At 72.4% G+C, this 15,816-nt stretch carries 13 protein-coding genes and 1 pseudogene; 11 read left to right on the top strand and 3 right to left on the bottom strand.

Translation table 11 applies throughout. From position 1 onward, the window contains the following. Positions 1-5 precede the first annotated feature (5 nt). The 4 genes from DMA15_RS10655 (at position 6) to DMA15_RS10670 (ending at position 4,537) form a co-directional block, all read left to right on the top strand. Positions 6-1,184 carry an energy-coupling factor transporter transmembrane component T gene (locus DMA15_RS10655; protein ID WP_125512535.1) on the top strand — a complete coding sequence of 393 codons (1,179 nt, stop codon included), beginning with the start codon at positions 6-8 and terminating at the stop codon, positions 1,182-1,184. Further along, entirely contained in the window at positions 1,181-2,860 is a 1,680-nt protein-coding gene (locus tag DMA15_RS10660; protein ID WP_125512536.1) for an ABC transporter ATP-binding protein, read from the top strand. The genes DMA15_RS10655 and DMA15_RS10660 overlap by 4 nt, the downstream gene beginning before the upstream one ends. Then, positions 2,857-3,744 (top strand): ECF transporter S component, encoded by an 888-nt coding sequence (locus DMA15_RS10665; protein WP_125512537.1) that lies wholly within the window; start codon positions 2,857-2,859, stop codon positions 3,742-3,744. The genes DMA15_RS10660 and DMA15_RS10665 overlap by 4 nt, the downstream gene beginning before the upstream one ends. Before the next feature lie 337 nt (positions 3,745-4,081). After that, positions 4,082-4,537, top strand: coding sequence for a transglycosylase SLT domain-containing protein (locus tag DMA15_RS10670; RefSeq protein ID WP_240659742.1), 456 nt, complete (start codon positions 4,082-4,084; stop codon positions 4,535-4,537). Between the two features lie 151 nt (positions 4,538-4,688). Here the strand turns inward: DMA15_RS10670 and DMA15_RS10675 are convergent, their stop codons facing one another. Beyond that, a complete protein-coding gene (locus tag DMA15_RS10675; RefSeq protein WP_125512539.1) occupies positions 4,689-5,858 on the bottom strand; it encodes a steroid 3-ketoacyl-CoA thiolase in 1,170 nt (389 codons plus the stop codon). A gap of 253 nt (positions 5,859-6,111) precedes the next feature. Here DMA15_RS10675 and DMA15_RS10680 point away from each other — a divergent pair, with 253 nt between their 5' ends. Together DMA15_RS10680 and DMA15_RS10685 are read left to right on the top strand one after the other, a co-directional pair. Then, positions 6,112-7,356: a cytochrome P450 gene (locus DMA15_RS10680; protein ID WP_125512540.1), complete on the top strand. Its 1,245-nt coding sequence runs from the start codon at positions 6,112-6,114 to the stop codon at positions 7,354-7,356. A 107-nt stretch (positions 7,357-7,463) separates the two neighbouring features. Beyond that, positions 7,464-9,086: a hypothetical protein gene (locus DMA15_RS10685; protein ID WP_240660192.1), complete on the top strand. Its 1,623-nt coding sequence runs from the start codon at positions 7,464-7,466 to the stop codon at positions 9,084-9,086. On the opposite strand, the gene DMA15_RS10690 is transcribed toward DMA15_RS10685, so the two are convergent. Then, entirely contained in the window at positions 9,040-11,103 is a 2,064-nt protein-coding gene (locus DMA15_RS10690) for a bifunctional glycosyltransferase 87/phosphatase PAP2 family protein (protein ID WP_125512542.1), read from the bottom strand. The two genes, DMA15_RS10685 and DMA15_RS10690, sit on opposite strands and share 47 nt — an antisense overlap. 434 nt (positions 11,104-11,537) lie before the next feature. Between DMA15_RS10690 and proP the strand changes: the two genes are divergently transcribed. Both proP and DMA15_RS10700 read left to right on the top strand, forming a co-directional pair. Continuing rightward, positions 11,538-12,962 (top strand): glycine betaine/L-proline transporter ProP, encoded by a 1,425-nt coding sequence (gene proP / locus DMA15_RS10695; protein ID WP_125512543.1) that lies wholly within the window; start codon positions 11,538-11,540, stop codon positions 12,960-12,962. A 106-nt stretch (positions 12,963-13,068) separates the two neighbouring features. Then, a complete protein-coding gene (locus DMA15_RS10700) occupies positions 13,069-13,746 on the top strand; it encodes an O-methyltransferase (protein ID WP_125512544.1) in 678 nt (225 codons plus the stop codon). Between the two features lie 21 nt (positions 13,747-13,767). Here the strand turns inward: DMA15_RS10700 and DMA15_RS10705 are convergent, their stop codons facing one another. Then, the gene (locus DMA15_RS10705; RefSeq protein ID WP_125512545.1) at positions 13,768-14,160 is read right to left on the bottom strand and encodes an FHA domain-containing protein; all 393 of its coding nucleotides are present in this window, start codon (positions 14,158-14,160) and stop codon (positions 13,768-13,770) included. Positions 14,161-14,352: 192 nt separating this feature from the next. On the opposite strand from DMA15_RS10705, the gene DMA15_RS10710 reads away from it, so the two are divergent. The 3 genes and pseudogenes from DMA15_RS10710 to DMA15_RS10720 all read left to right on the top strand — a co-directional run bounded on the left by DMA15_RS10710 (position 14,353) and on the right by DMA15_RS10720 (position 15,722). After that, the gene (locus DMA15_RS10710; protein ID WP_240659743.1) at positions 14,353-14,994 is read left to right on the top strand and encodes a hypothetical protein; all 642 of its coding nucleotides are present in this window, start codon (positions 14,353-14,355) and stop codon (positions 14,992-14,994) included. A 10-nt stretch (positions 14,995-15,004) separates the two neighbouring features. Further along, a pseudogene (locus tag DMA15_RS10715) lies at positions 15,005-15,364 on the top strand (hypothetical protein); the annotation flags it as partial. A gap of 31 nt (positions 15,365-15,395) precedes the next feature. After that, on the top strand, positions 15,396-15,722 hold the full coding sequence (locus DMA15_RS10720) for an antibiotic biosynthesis monooxygenase (protein ID WP_125512547.1): 327 nt from the start codon (positions 15,396-15,398) through the stop codon (positions 15,720-15,722). Positions 15,723-15,816: the final 94 nt, after the last annotated feature.

Below are 15,816 nucleotides of genomic sequence, written 5' to 3' on the forward strand. Positions count from 1 at the left end.
GCACGATGACGAACCACGGCAGCGGCGCGCCCGGCCTCCTGCGGCGCCGCCTCGCCCCCGAGGCCCACCGGAGCAACGCCCTGCACCCGGGCGCCTGGTGGGTGTGGGCGCTGGGCCTCGGCACGGCGGCGTCCCGGACGACCAACCCGCTGCTGATCGGGCTGCTGATCGGCGTGGCGGGCTATGTCGTGGCCGCCCGGCGGAGTTCGGCGCCCTGGGCGAAGTCGTACGGCGCGTTCGTGAAGCTCGGCCTGGTCGTCATCGCCATCCGGCTGGTCTTCGCGATCGTGCTGGGCTCGCCGATCCCCGGTACGCACGTCCTCGTCACGCTGCCGGAGGTGCCGCTGCCCGACTGGGCCAAGGGCGTGCGGATCGGCGGCAAGGTGACCGCCGAGGGCATGGTCTTCGCGCTGTACGACGGCGTCAGGCTGGCGGGTCTGCTGATCTGCGTCGGCGCCGCCAACGCCCTGGCGAGCCCGTCCCGGCTCCTGAAGTCGCTGCCGGGCGCGCTGTACGAGGTGGGGGTCGCCGTCGTCGTGGCGATGACCTTCGCGCCGAACCTCATCGCGGACGTGCGGCGGCTGCGGGCCGCGCGGCGGTTGCGCGGGCGGCCGGACAAGGGGGTGCGCGGGCTGCTCCAGGTCGGGCTGCCGGTCCTGGAAGGTGCCCTTGAGCGGTCGGTCGCGCTGGCCGCCGCGATGGACGCGCGCGGCTTCGGGCGCAGCGCCGCCGTCCCCGCGGGCGTGCGCAGGCTCACCGCCGTACTGACGCTGGGCGGCCTGATGGGCGTCTGCGTGGGCACGTACGGCCTGCTGACCGCGGAAGGCGCCGCCTACGGACTGTCCTTCCTGCTCTCCGGCCTGCTCGCCGCGCTCGCGGGCCTGCGCCTCGGCGGACGCCGCGCGGTACGCACCCGCTACCGCCCCGACGCGTGGGGCGTACGCGCCTGGCTGGTCGCGGGCTCGGGCCTGGCGGTCGCGGCCCTGACGATCTGGTCCGCGTCGTACGACATGGGGGCGCTGCACCCCGGCGTCGTCCCGCTCGTCCCCCCGACCCTCCCGCTGTGGCCCGCGGCGGCGGCCCTGCTCGGCCTGGTTCCGGCGTTCGTGGCGCCGGTGCCCACGGGGGAGCAGGCGCCCTCGACCCCCGTACGCCCCGTTGTTTCTCCCGAGGAGACCTCATGATCCGCTTCGAGGATGTCTCGGTGACGTACGAGGGGAGTGCCGCGCCCACCGTGCGAGGGGTCGACCTCACCGTCCCCGAGGGCGAGTTGGTGCTGCTCGTCGGTCCGTCCGGGGTCGGCAAGTCGACGCTGCTGGGGACGGTCAGCGGGCTCGTGCCGCACTTCACCGGCGGCACCCTGCGCGGGCGCGTCACCGTGGCGGGCCGCGACACCCGTACGCACAAGCCCCGCGAGCTGGCCGACGTCGTCGGCACCGTGGGCCAGGACCCCCTCGCGCACTTCGTGACGGACACGGTCGAGGACGAGCTGGCCTACGGCATGGAGTCGCTCGGTCTCGCCCCCGGCGTGATGCGCAGGCGGGTCGAGGAGACCCTGGACCTGCTCGGCCTCGCCGAGCTGCGCGACCGGCCCATCGCCACGCTCTCCGGCGGGCAGCGCCAGCGCGTCGCGATCGGCTCGGTCCTCACCCCGCACCCCCGGGTCCTCGTCCTCGACGAGCCGACCTCCGCGCTCGACCCGGCCGCCGCCGAAGAGGTCCTCGCCGTGCTCCAGCGGCTCGTCCACGACCTCGGCACGACCGTCCTGATGGCCGAGCACCGCCTCGAACGGGTCGTGCAGTACGCCGATCAGGTGCTGCTGCTCGCGGCCCCGGGCGAGCCCCCGGTACTCGGCGACCCGGCGGAGCTGATGGCCCGCTCCCCCGTCTGCCCGCCGGTCGTCGCGCTCGGCCGCATCGCGGGCTGGTCGCCGCTGCCGCTGACCGTGCGGGACGCGCGGCGCAGGGCGGGCGCGCTGCGGGAACGGCTCGCCGGGACGGAACCGCGCCAGGAGGAGGCGGCCGTGCGGCCCGTGGAGCGGCCGGCGAGCCGGTGGCCCCGGCCGCGCAAGGAACGTACGCCCGAGAAGGTGCCCGCGGCGGCCGTCGAGCGCCTCGCCGTGCGCCGCGGCCGCGTCGAGGCGCTGCGCCGCGTCGACCTCACCGTCACGCCGGGCGAGACCGTCGCCCTGATGGGCCGCAACGGCGCCGGGAAGTCCACGCTCCTGTCCACCCTGGTCGGCCTCCTGGAACCCACCTCAGGCACCGTCCGCGTCGGCGGCGCGGTCCCCCACAGCACCGCACCGCGCCGGCTGATCCGGCACGTCGGCCTGGTCCCGCAGGAACCGCGCGACCTGCTGTACGCGGACACCGTGGCCGCCGAGTGCGCCGCCGCCGACCGGGACGCGGGCGCCGCGGCCGGGGCGTGCCGGGCGCTGGTGAGCGAGCTGCTGCCCGGCATCGCGGACGACACGCACCCCCGGGACCTCTCCGAGGGCCAGCGCCTCGCGCTCGCCCTGGCGATCGTGCTGACCTCGCGCCCTCCCCTTCTCCTGCTCGACGAGCCGACCCGCGGCCTGGACTACGCGGCCAAGGCCCGCCTCGTCACGATCCTGCGGGGTCTCGCGGCGGAGGGGCACGCGATCGTACTGGCCACGCACGACGTGGAGCTGGCGGCCGAGATCGCCCACCGCGTGGTGATCCTCGCGGACGGCGAGGTCGTCGCGGACGGTCCGACCGCGCAGGTCGTGGTCTCGTCGCCCGCCTTCGCGCCGCAGGTCACGAAGATCCTGGCGCCCCGGGAGTGGCTGACGGTGACGCAGGTGCGCGAGGCGCTGGGCGCGGCGGAGGGGGCGTCATGAGCGCCGCCCCCGGTGAGCAGAGCGCCGCCCCCGGTGAGCAGCGCGCCGCCCCCGGCCAGAGGAGCGCCGTCCGGCGGGCCCGTGCCATTCGCCTGGGCCCCCGCTCGGTCGCCGCGCTCGCGCTGGTCAGCGCGGTGGGTGTGGTCGCCTTCGGGTGGCCGCTGCTGTCGAGCCGGGGCTCGGGGTTCGCCGAGCACGCCCAGGACGCCCCGTGGCTGTTCGCGGCGCTGCTGCCGCTGCTGCTCGGTGTCGTCGTGGCGACCATCGCGGACGTCGGCCTGGACGCGAAGGCCATCGCCATGCTGGGCGTGCTGGCGGCCGCGGGCGCCGCGCTGCGGCCGCTCGGCGCGGGCACGGCGGGCATCGAGCCGATGTTCTTCCTGATGGTGCTGAGCGGGCGGGTGCTCGGGCCCGGCTTCGGGTTCGTGCTCGGGGCGGTGTCGATGTTCGCGTCGGCGCTGCTCACGGGGGGCGTGGGGCCGTGGATGCCGTTCCAGATGCTGTCGATGGGCTGGGTCTGCATGGGCGCGGGGCTGCTCCCGGGGGCGGAGACCTTGCGGGGGCGCCGCGAGCTGTGGCTGCTCGCGGTCTATGGCGCGGTCTCCGCCGTGCTGTACGGCACGGCCATGAACCTCCAGGGCTGGCCCTACCTGGGCGGGATGGCCACCGGCATCTCCTTCCAGCCGGGCGACCCCCTCGCCGAGAACCTCGCCCGTTTCGTCGCGTACTGCCTGGCCACCTCGCTCGGCTGGGACCTGCCGAGGGCCGTCGTCACGGTCCTGCTGAGCCTCACGCTCGGGCCGGCCGTCCTGAAGGCGCTGCGGCGGGCCACGAGGCGGGCGGCTTTCGAGGCGCCGGTCACATTCGAGGCGCCAAAGCCGTGAGGGCTCTTCTGCTCTCCGTTACATGAATGCCGCAAACCCGTGAGGCGGCCCACAGGTCTTTGGTCCTCTACGAAGGGGGCTCGTAGTCGCCACGCCTTGATGGACATGCGTCAATTGCCGCTCTGACCTGCGGATTGAGAGCCACGTCACAGACGGGACATTTGGCTCGGGTGCGACTTCCACTAGTAAGAGGGGTCATTGCGGCGAGGTCTCGGGCCTGTTTCTCTGGATGAGTCGCACGGCGCCGACGTCCCCACGGGAACTCGGCGCTTACGCATGTCCCCCACGTTTCACGGCACGCACCGCGACAACCCCGTCCCCCACCGGAAGGTCCTCTGTGTCCGCCTCGCTCATCCGCCGCATCGCTTCCCCGAAGAAGGCCCTCTCCGGCGGCCTCGTCGCCGCCGCCGCCACCGGCATGGTCTTCGCCGCGGCCCCGGCCCAGGCAGCCACCCCGACCACCACGAAGGCCGCCGTCGCAGCCGCCGCCCCCGCCGCCGCCCCGACCTCCGCCAAGGCGATCGCCAAGGCGAAGATCTCGGACCCCGCGCAGTTCGCCGCGTTCGACAAGATCGTCTCGCACGAGAGCGGCTGGGACGTCAACGCGACCAACTCCTCCTCCGGCGCCTACGGCCTGGTCCAGGCGCTGCCCGGCTCGAAGATGGCCTCGGCGGGCGCGGACTGGAAGACCAACCCGGAGACCCAGATCGAGTGGGGCCTGAAGTACATGAACGAGCGCTACGGCAGCCCCGTCGGCGCGTGGAACCACTGGCAGGCCAACGGCTGGTACTGATTCTGGCGGGGGCGCCTTCAGCGGGGTTTCGTATCGCACCGCTGATCACCTCACCGTCAGATCACCGGCTTCGCCGAGTTCGTCCTCAAACGCCGGACGGGCTGGAGACCCACCTCCAGTCCGTCCGGCGTTTTGTGGTTCCACGGGTCTTCTACAAGCGCTGGAGGATCGTCGCCGTCGCCACCGCGCCGCCCGCGCACATCGTCACCAGCGCGAACTCCTTGTCCCTGCGCTCCAGCTCGTGCAGGGCCGTCGTGATCAGGCGTGCCCCGGTCGCCCCCACGGGGTGCCCCAGCGCTATCGCGCCCCCGTTCACGTTCACCTTCTCCAGGTCCTGGCCGAAGACCTGCGCCCAGCTCAGCACCACCGACGCGAACGCCTCGTTGATCTCGACGAGGTCGATGTCCTTCAGGGACATCCCCGCCCTGCCGAGCACCGCGCGCGTCGCGTCGATCGGTCCGTCCAGGTGGAAGTGCGGGTCGGCGCCGACCAGCGCCTGCGCGACGATCCGGGCCCGCGGCTTCAGCTTCAGCGCCCGCGCCATCCGCTTGGACGCCCACATCAGGGCCGCCGCCCCGTCCGAGATCTGTGAGGAGTTGCCGGCCGTGTGCACGGCGGTCGGCATGACCGGCTTGAGCCCGCCGAGCGCCTCCATCGACGTGTCGCGCAGCCCCTCGTCACGGTCGACGAGCCGCCACATGCCCTGCCCGGCAGCCTGCTCCTCCTCCGTGGTCGGCACCTGCACGGCGAACGTCTCGCGCTTGAAGCGCTCCTCGGACCAGGCCACGGCCGCCCGCTCCTGCGAGATGAGGCCGAGGGAGTCCACGTTCTCGCGGGTGAGGCCGCGGTTGCGGGCGATGCGCTCGGCGGCCTCGAACTGGTTGGGCAGGTCCACGTTCCACTCGTCGGGGAAGGGCTTGCCAGGACCGTGCTTGGAGCCGGAGCCGAGCGGCACCCGCGACATCGCCTCGACGCCGCAGCTGATGCCGACGTCGATGACCCCGGCCGCGACCATGTTGGCCACCATGTGACTCGCCTGCTGCGAGGAGCCGCACTGGCAGTCCACCGTCGTCGCCGCCGTCTCGTACGGAAGCCCCATCGTGAGCCAGGCCGTGCGCGCGGGGTTCATCGACTGCTCCCCCGCGTGGGTCACCGTGCCGCCGACGATCTGCTCGACGCAGTCGGCGTGGATGCCGGTGCGTCCGAGGAGTTCGCGGTACGTCTCCCCGAGCAGATAGGCGGGGTGAAGGTTGGCGAGCGCACCCCCGCGCTTGCCGATGGGGGTGCGTACGGCTTCGACGATGACAGGTTCCGCGGCCATGGGGCTGGTCCTCTCCGTCCATGTCCCGCGAGCCGTCCCGGCGGCTCGCGAGAGGAACTAGTACGCGTTCTAGTTCTGTCAAGCAGTCTGCTGAGCGGGACCCCGGCGCCGCAAGGGTCGTGCACGCACCTTGCGCGAGGCGCGCGCCCAACCGCCCCCTCCGTGGGCCTTGCCTCTTGTAGAACCCGTTACTACCTTGCCTGGCAAGCCTGCTGACGGCACGTCAGAACTCAGCTCACGCCAGGAGTTGCCGATGCCCTGTCCAGCGCTCCCCGACGGGTTCGACTTCACCGACCCGGACCTGCTCCAAGACCGCGTGCCCCTCCCGGAGTTCGCACAGCTGCGGCAGACGGAACCGGTGCGCTGGATCGCCCAGCGGCCGCGCGTGTCCGGCTTCGACGACGCGGGGTACTGGGCCGTCACGCGGCACGAGGACGTCAAGTACGTGTCCACGCACCCGGAGTTGTACTCCTCCCACCTCAACACCGCGGTCATCCGCTTCAACGAGAGGATCAGCCGCGACCAGATCGAGGTCCAGAGGATGATCATGCTCAACATGGACCCGCCCGAGCACACCCGGGTCCGCCAGATCGTGCAGCGCGGCTTCACGCCCCGCGCCATCCGCTCGCTGGAGGACGCACTGCGCGAGCGCGCCCACTCCATCGTCGGGACGGCGCTGGAGCAGGCGGGCCCCGACGGCGCCTTCGACTTCGTGACGAACGTCGCCGCCGAACTCCCCCTCCAGGCCATCGCGGAGCTGATCGGCGTCCCCCAGGAGGACCGCTCCAAGATCTTCGACTGGTCCAACAAGATGGCGGCATACGACGATCCGGAGTACGCCATCACCGAGGAGATCGGCGCCGAGGCGGCCCTAGAGATCGTCAGTTACGCGATGAACCTCGCCGCGGCCCGCAAGGAGTGCCCGGCCAAGGACATCGTCAGCCAGCTGGTGGCGGCGGAGGACGAGGGGAACCTCTCGGGCGACGAGTTCGGCTTCTTCGTGATCCTGCTCGCGGTGGCCGGGAACGAGACCACCCGCAACGCCATCACCCACGGCATGCACGCCTTCCTCACCCATCCGGACCAATGGGAGCTGTACAAAAGCGAGCGCCCCGGCACCGCGGCCGAGGAGATCGTGCGCTGGGCCACCCCGGTCGTCTCCTTCCAGCGCACCGCGACCCAGGACACGGAGCTGGGCGGCGCCAAGATCAAGCGGGGCGACCGGGTCGGCCTCTTCTACTCCTCCGCCAACCACGACCCCGAGGTCTTCGAGAACCCCGGCGCGTTCGACATCACCCGCGACCCCAACCCGCACCTCGGCTTCGGCGGCGGCGGCCCGCACTTCTGCCTCGGCAAGTCCCTCGCGGTCCTGGAGATCGACCTCATCTTCCACGCGATCGCCGACGCCATGCCGGACCTGCGCCTCGCGGCCGATCCGCGCAGGCTCCGCTCGGCCTGGCTCAACGGCGTCAAGGAAATGCGGGTCACCGCCGGCTGACCCGCTCGGTCTCGGCCACCCGCTTTACGGAACCAACGTTTCCGTTGCGCGCCGCGTCTGGAGAGGTGAACCTTGCCTCTCCAAGACTTCGAACGGAAACGGTGGCCGTGGTCTTCGCCGACTTCTCGATCGCCCCGCCCGGCAGCGCGCCCGCGGAGCGGAAGTCCTCCTTCCGGGCCTTCTGCCGACGGCACCGCGTACCGCTGCTCGCCACCGTCCCCACCCTTCCCCTGTACGCGGTGTGGGCGGCGTTCCTCGCGACGGGCGGCGGTGATCTCGCCGCGCAGGAGGCCTGGGCGCGGTTCGCTTCCGAGCACGGCGCGGCCGCCTACAGCCTCTTCTGGTACGGCGGCATGCACACCGCCAACTACAGCCTGATCTCGCCCTATCTGATGGCCGCCGTCGGCGTGAAGACGGTGACCGTCCTCTCCGGGGTCGCGGGCGCCTATCTGGTCGCCGCGCTCATCGAGCGCACCGGCGTCCGCAAGCCCCTGTGGCCCGCGGTGCTCGCCTCGCTCGGCGTGTGGTGCAACGTGGCCTCGGGGCGCACCACCTTCGCGCTCGGCATCGCCTTCGCCTTCGCCGCCTGTCTGGCGCTCACGCGGGGGCGGCGCGCGATCCCGGCCGCCGTGTGCGCGGCGCTCGCCACCATGGGTTCGCCGGTCGCGGGCCTCTTCCTGCTGGTCGCGGGGGCGGGCTACTTCTTCGTACGCGACTGGGCGCGCGCCGCCCTGCTCATCGTGCCGCCCGTCCTCGTGGTGGCGACCACGACGGTGCTCTTCCCGTTCACGGGCGAGCACTTGATGCCGTTCGACCGGATCTTCCCGCCCGTGGTGGTCTCCCTCGTGCTGATCCTGGCGGGCCCCCGCGAGTGGCGGGTGCTGCGCTGGGGCGCGGGCGTCTACGCGGTCGGGACCGTGCTCACGTATCTCATCCCCTCCCCGATCGGCACCAACGTCGAGCGGCTCGCGGAGCTGGTCGGGCCCGCCGCGCTGCTGGCGGCGCTGCTCGCCACCGGCCGCGACCGGGCGCGGCGGATCGCGCTGACGGTGGCGCTGGTGCTCTGCTCGGGCTGGGTGACCCAGAAGACCGTCGACGACCTGGTGGTCTCCACGAAGGTGCCCAAGTGGGCGGTCGACACCCACGGCGTGGTGCGGGCGCTGGAGAGCCTCGGCGCCGACCGCACCCGCGTCGAGGTCGTCCCGGCCCGCAACCACCGCGAGGCCACCGCCCTGGCCCCGTACGTGAACATGGCGCGCGGCTGGAACCGCCAGCTCGACATCGAGCGCGGCCGCCTCTTCTACGACGGGACGTTCTCGGCGGCCACCTACCGGGCGTGGCTGGACAGGTGGGCCGTGGGGTACGTCGTGCTGCCCTCGGGCAAGCCGGACGGGTTCGCCGAGGACGAGGCGGAGCTGGTGGCGAGCGGGCCCCGCTGGCTGGAGCCGGTGTGGCGGGACGAGAACTGGCGGATCTTCCGGGTGAAGGACCCGGTGCCGCTGGTCTCCGAGCCCGCGTCCGTCGTCCGCACCACGGGCTCCGACGTGGTGGTGCGCGTCCCGCGCCGGGGCTCGGTCACGGTGCGCCTCGTGTACTCGCCGTGGCTGCGGGCCGAGGGGGCCTGTCTGAAGCAGGACGGCGAGTTCACGCGGCTCTCGGTGCCGGGGCCCGGCACCTACCGGATCAGCTCGGCGTACCGTCCTTCGCCGAGTCCTTCGACGTGTCGGTGACGGGCGGCGGCGCCCCGGCCGCGGCCGTCAGCGGCCTGCTCACCCGGGGCCCCGAGAGCAGGTGGGTGAGGCCGAAGCCCGCGCCGACGACGGCCGCGCCACCCACCGCGTCGAGCACCCAGTGGTTGCCGGTGCCGACGATCGCGCAGAGCGTGAGGAACGGGTGCAGGAGGCCGAGCGCCTTCATCCACCACCTGGGCGCGATGACCGCGATGACCAGGCCGCACCACAGGGACCAGCCGAAGTGCAGCGAGGGCATCGCCGCGTACTGGTTGGTGAGGTCGGTCAGCGTGCCGTAGTTCGGCTTGGTGAAGTCCTGCACGCCGTGCACGGTGTCGATGAAGCCGAGGTCCGGCATCAGGCGCGGCGGGGCGAGCGGGTAGGCCCAGAAGCCGATGAGCGCGAGGACGGTAGCGAAGCCGAGCGCGGAGCGCGCCCAGCGGTACTCGGCGGGGCGGCGCGCGTAGAGGACGGCGAGGACGCTCAGTGGCACCACGAAGTGGAACGACGTGTAGTAGAAGTTGAAGAAGTCCTCCATCCAACCGATGCGCACGGTCAGGTGGTTGAACCAGTGCTCGACGTCGATCCGCAGGAACTCCTCGATCGCGTGGACCTGTTCGCCGTGGTGCTCCGCCCTGGCCCGGCCCCCGGAGATGGTGCCGCCGGTCGCGGCGAGCCTGACCTGCTGGTAGGCGGAGTAGCCGACGCGGATCAGGAGGAGTTCGAGCAGGAGGTTCGGGCGGGTCAGGACGCGCCGCCAGAACGGCAGCAGCGGCACCCGGCTCCAGCGGGCCGGGACGGGCGCCGCGTACTCCGTGGGGATCGGACGCCGGTACTGCGGGTGGGCGCGGGAGAGAAACGGTACGGCGACGGCGGCGGCGAGCGCGGCGATCAGCACGACGTTGTCGCGGACCGGCTCGGTGACCGGCATGTTCGGCAGCATCATCTTGGCGGGCAGCGTCGACACGAGGACGACGGCCACCGGCCACACGTACCGGTCCGACTGGCGTCTGCCGACCCGGCCGACCACGGCGAAGAGCACCCACAGGAGCTGGTGCTGCCAGGTCGCGGGTGAGACGGCGACCGCCACGCAGCCGGTGATCGCGGTGGCGAGGAGCAGCTGCCCGTCCGCGGCGTAGCGCACGGCGCGGCGCAGGCCGAGCACGACGACGGCGGCGCCGAGCACGAGGAAGAGCCCTGTCTCCAGGGGGCCTTCGAGGCCGCAGCGCAGCAGCATGCCGTGCAGGGACTGGTTGGCGTTGGCGTCCGGGCTCGCGCCGAGGCCCGCTCCCGCGAGGTGGTGGATCCAGTACGTCCATGAGTCGCGCGGCATCGCGGCCCAGGCGAGGACCGTGCAGGCGGCGAAGGCGGCGCCGGTGGACGCGGCGGCCTTCTTGCGGCCGGTGAACCAGAGGAGGCCGGCGAAGAGCAGCATGGTCGGCTGGAGCGCCGCGCCGACGCCGATCAGGACGCCGCTCGCCCGCTGACCGCGCACGGCGAAGAGGCCGAGCAGGACGAGGAGGACGGGGAGGATGCTGGTCTGGCCGAGGTAGAGGGTGTTGCGCACCGGCAGCGACAGGATCAGCAGGCTGATCGCGACGGGGGCGGCGAGCAGCGAGGTGCGCCGGGAGACGGGCTGGGGCAGGGCGCGGGCGGCGACGAGGCCGAGTACGACGACGAGGCCGAGGGTGCCGAAGGTCCAGGCCCAGCCGAGGGCCTGCTCTCCCGAGCGGGCGAGCGGTTTGAGGACGAGGCCCGCGAAGGGCGGGCCGGTGAATCTGTCCGCGTCGTAGAGGGAGCCGTTGACGTGCAGGACGCCGTTCGGCCCGATCCAGGTCTCCAGGTCGGTGAGGCGCTCGCCCTTGGGGGTGCGCAGGACGACGGCCACCTGGCGGATCGCCAGGAAGGCGGCGATCAGCCAGAGGGCGATCCGGGCCGCTCCGATCCGCGCCCCGGGTCCGTCGGCCTGTCCCGTGCCCAAGGCATTACCCGGTCCGCTGTGCTCAACGTTCGCCACGCCCCGTCGGCCCTCCCGCCCGATCGTCACCTGCGGCCCTGTCCGGCCCTGTCGGCCCTCTAATGAGACGCACGCAACCCCCGCTTCACCTGACGGCCACACCGCTTTCTATCGGCTTTTATCAGCCGTATCCAACCCGAAACCGGCCGAAAACACCCTTCGCGCGGCCGAGCCGACCGAGCCGACCGAGGTCGGTGCGGGCTCCCGCGGCGCGGTTCCCGGCCGGAGTCGCGACATAGATCACAAGCGCGGCGCACTCCTCCGACTCCGGGAAACGCCGTTTGACCTGGATAACCACCCTTTGGGCGCGGTATGCGACCACCCGGGCACCGACCGTAATGATGGCTGATGCACCTATGGTCGCTTTTCGGGCCGCCCCGGCTTCCGCGGGCGGCCCTGTCCTTGTCGTCGACCGAAAGCGGGCGAGCGAACCCTTGCCGAGCGCCACATCCGTCGCCCCCCGGAAGCCCGATTCCGCCCGGGGGCCCCAGAACGCGGCGAACCCGGACGTCCCCGCGGGCGCCACCGTCACCGACCCAGCGATGGTCAAGCGCGCGGTGAAGGCGGCCGCCCTCGGCAACGCGATGGAGTGGTTCGACTTCGGCGTCTACAGCTACATCGCCGTGACGCTCGGCAAGGTCTTCTTCCCCTCGGGCAACCCCACGGCCCAGCTGCTCTCCACCTTCGGCGCCTTCGCCGCGGCCTTCCTGATCCGCCCCCTGGGCGGCATGGTCTTCGGCCCGCTGGGCGACCGCGTGGGCCGCCAGAAGGTCCTGGCGCTCACCATGATCATGATGGCGGCGGGTACGTTCGCGATCGGCCTGATCCCCTCCTACGCGACCATCGGCGTCTGGGCGCCGGTGCTCCTCCTGCTGGCCCGGCTCGTGCAGGGGTTCTCCACGGGCGGTGAGTACGCGGGTGCCTCCACCTTCATCGCGGAGTACTCACCCGACAAGAAGCGCGGCTTCCTCGGCAGCTGGCTGGAGTTCGGCACGCTGGCGGGGTACATCGGCGGCGCGGGCCTCGTGACCCTGATGACGGCCCTGATGTCCTCGGACGACCTGCTCTCCTGGGGCTGGCGCATCCCCTTCCTGATCGCGGGCCCGATGGGTCTGATCGGCCTCTACCTGCGGATGCGGCTGGAGGAGACCCCGGCGTTCGCCGCCGAGCTGGAGAAGGCCCACAAGGACGAGCAGACCCGCGCGAAGGTGCGGCTGCGCGACATGGTGACGGGCCAGTGGAAGGCCCTCCTCCTCTGCATGGGCCTGGTCCTGGTCTTCAACGTCACCGACTACATGCTGCTCTCGTACATGCCGAGCTATCTGACCAGCGAGCTGAAGTACGACGAGACGCACGGGCTGCTGGTCATCCTGGGCGTGATGGCGCTGATGATGTGCGTCCAGCCGTTCGTGGGCGCGCTCACGGACCGGGTGGGCCGCCGCCCTGTGATCGCCACGGGCTGCGCGGGCTTCCTGCTCCTCTCCGTCCCCGCCCTGCTCCTGATCCGCGAGGGCTCGCTCTGGGCGATCGGCCTGGGCCTCGGGGCGCTCGGCCTGCTCCTGGTCTGCTTCACGGCCTCGATGCCGGCGACGCTCCCCGCCCTCTTCCCCACGAAGGTCCGCTACGGCTCGCTCTCCATCGGCTTCAACATCTCCGTCTCGGTCTTCGGCGGCACGACACCGCTGGTGGTGACGGCGCTGATCGGCGCGACGGGAGACAAGATGATGCCCGCGTACTACATGATGGCGGCGGCGGTGGTGGGCGGCATCGCGGTCTGGTACCTGACGGAATCAGCGGGCAAGCCGCTGCCGGGGTCTCCGGCGGCGGTAGAGGCAAATTCCAGCCCCTCCGGCGATTGAGGAGCGGGGTCCGGGGCAGAGCCCCGAGGCCGAGCCACGGCACGGGCCGACCGTCGACACGCCACTGACGACCGGCCCCGCCCCCCTACGCTCGAAGGGACCCCGCATGAGCCAACAGCAGTGGAACTCCGTCGACGACTACTTCACCCACCTCCTCGCCCCGGCCGACGAGGCCCTGGCCGCAGCCCTGCGCGACAGCGACACCGCCGGGCTGCCGAAGATCGCCGTCTCCCCGAACCAGGGCAAGCTGCTCCAACTCCTCGCCCGGACCCAGGGCGCCCGCCGCATCCTGGAGATCGGCACACTCGGCGGCTACAGCACGATCTGGCTGGCCCGAGCCCTGCCCTCCGACGGCCGCCTGATCACCCTGGAGCACAAGCGGGAGCACGCCGACGTGGCCCGCGCCAACCTCGCCCGCGCCGGGCTCGACAAGCTCACCGAGGTCCGCGTCGGCCCCGCCCTCGACTCGCTCGCCGCACTCGGCGCCGAGCACGCCGCGCACCCCGCGCCCTTCGACCTCGTCTTCATCGACGCCGACAAGGCCAACAACCCGCACTACGTGGAGTGGTCGCTCAAGCTCACCCGCCCCGGCAGCCTCATCGTCCTCGACAACGTCGTACGCGGCGGCGCCGTCACCGACGCCGCCGACCCGGACCCGCACGTGCGCGGCACCCGCGCCGCGCTCGAACTCATGGCAGAGCACCCGCGCCTTGAGGCGACGGCGATCCAGACGGTGGGCACCAAGGGTTACGACGGCTTCGCGCTGGCCCGCTTACGGGACTGACGGCCACGTACGCCGGTGGGCTCAACCCTCGTGGTAGAAGCCCACGTTCACACTCCGGGGCCCCGACCTGTCCTGGATGACCACCTCGCCCAAGCCGCCCCGGGCCAGCGGCGCGACCCCTCCGTACGCGAGGGGCCGCGCCGCGCCCTCACAGACCAGCCGCACCTCCGACGCGGGGTCGGGGTTCGAGCCGCGCAGCCAGGTCACCGACCAGGCCCCGTCGGGCCCGCAGCGGAACTCCAGGTGCGTACGGGAGACGAAGAGCCAGTCGCCGGGCGTCACCAGACGGCACACGCCCGCGTCCCGCCCCACCCGCAGCACCGCGCCCGGCGCACTCGGCGCCTCGGCCATGAGCATCCCGGCGGTCGCGCCCGCGTCCGCCCCGGACACCGAGGCCATCGTCAGCTCCAGCATCTACGTACGCTCCTTCGACTCGGGGCGGCGCGAGCGTGGTCGGTCATCGCGCGCTGCGGCATCTTAAGGCCACCTCGGGGCGCACGCACCGCGTTTGGCCGCCCGCATCCGGGCAACTCGCTTTCGGGACAGGCGCGATGGCGACACCGCGCCTCGCATCCCAAGGCCCACCCCCCGGGAAGGCACCCATCCATGTCCACAGTCATGATCATCGTTCTGATCGTGGTCGTCGTCGTCCTCGCCGTCGGCGCGTTCGTCGTGCTGAACCGCAAGCGGAACGCGGGCGGCGGCCACAGCCTGAAGCGCCGCTTCGGGCCCGAGTACGACCGCGCGGTCGCCCGGCACGACGGCGACACGAAAGCGGCCGAACGCGACCTCGGGGAGCGTGTGAAGCGACACGGCTCCTTGCAGATACGCCCGTTGGACCCCGCGGCGCGCGAGCAGTACTCCGCCCGCTGGAACCTCGCCCAGGAGCGCTTCGTCGACTCCCCGCGCGAGGCCGTCGCCGAGGCGGACCGGCTCATCGCCGAACTGGCGGCCACCCGGGGCTTCCCCGACGCCGGCCACTACGAGGACCAGCTGGACGCGCTCTCCGTGCACCACGCCACCCACGTCCACGGCTACCGCAGGGTGCACCGGGCGGCGCTCGACACGACGGGTTCCGAGCAGGGCCCGGCAGGCACCGAGGAGATGCGCGAGGCCATGGTCGAGGCGCGGGCCCTCTTCGACGACCTGGTCTCCGACCGGCACGACCACTCCACCGCGCACTCCGGCAAGCACACGCCCGGCAAGCGTTCGACCGGCATCACCCGAGGGGGAGTCCAGCATGGCTGACGACACGACACTGTTCCCGCCCGAGGAGCGCGACAAGCTGACGCTGCGCCTCCAGAACGCCGTCAACGGCTTCGTCGACGGCCCGCGCGGCTCGGTCGAGGAAGTCGACCACGTCCTGGAGGAGGCCATCGCCCGCCTCACGGACACGCTGGCCGAACGCCGCCGCGTCCTGCGCTCCTCCTGGCAGACGACACCGGCACGCACCACGCCTGAGGGCGGCACGCCCCCGGCCGCCGGGATGGCACCGGGCGGCGCCCTGGCCACCGAGGGCGCCCCCGTCGCCCCCGAGCCCTCGGCCACCGACACCGAACAGCTCCGCCTGGCCCTGCGCGACTACCGCGAGACGGCCGAGCGCCTGCTGCGGCTCTGAGGGCCGTGGAGCCGTACGGCAGGATGGCCGCATGAGCATCGTGAAGATCAACGCACTCACCGTCCCCGAGGAACAGCGCGAGGTCCTGGAGAAGCGCTTCGCGTCCCGCGCGGGCGCGGTGGAGAACTCCGACGGCTTCGAGTGGTTCGAGCTGCTGCGCCCCATCGAGGGCACCGACCAGTACCTCGTCTACACCCGCTGGCGCGACGAGGCCTCCTTCCAGGCGTGGATGGAGGGCCCCATGAAGGCCGCGCACCAGGGTGGCGGCGACGGCGGCGGCGAGCGGCCCAAGCCCGCCGCCTCCGGGTCCACGGTCTGGTCGTTCGAGGTCGTCCAGCAGGCCGCGCCCAAGAGCTGACCGGGACCGTCGGCACAGACAGGTACGAGAGCGGCGCCCCGCGAGCCGATCGGCTCGCGGGGCGCCGTCGTCGTACGCGCCGTCGTCGTACGCG

The sequence above is a fragment of the Streptomyces sp. WAC 01529 genome (assembly GCF_003945545.1).
GTDB classification, from domain to species: domain Bacteria; phylum Actinomycetota; class Actinomycetes; order Streptomycetales; family Streptomycetaceae; genus Streptomyces; species Streptomyces anatolicus.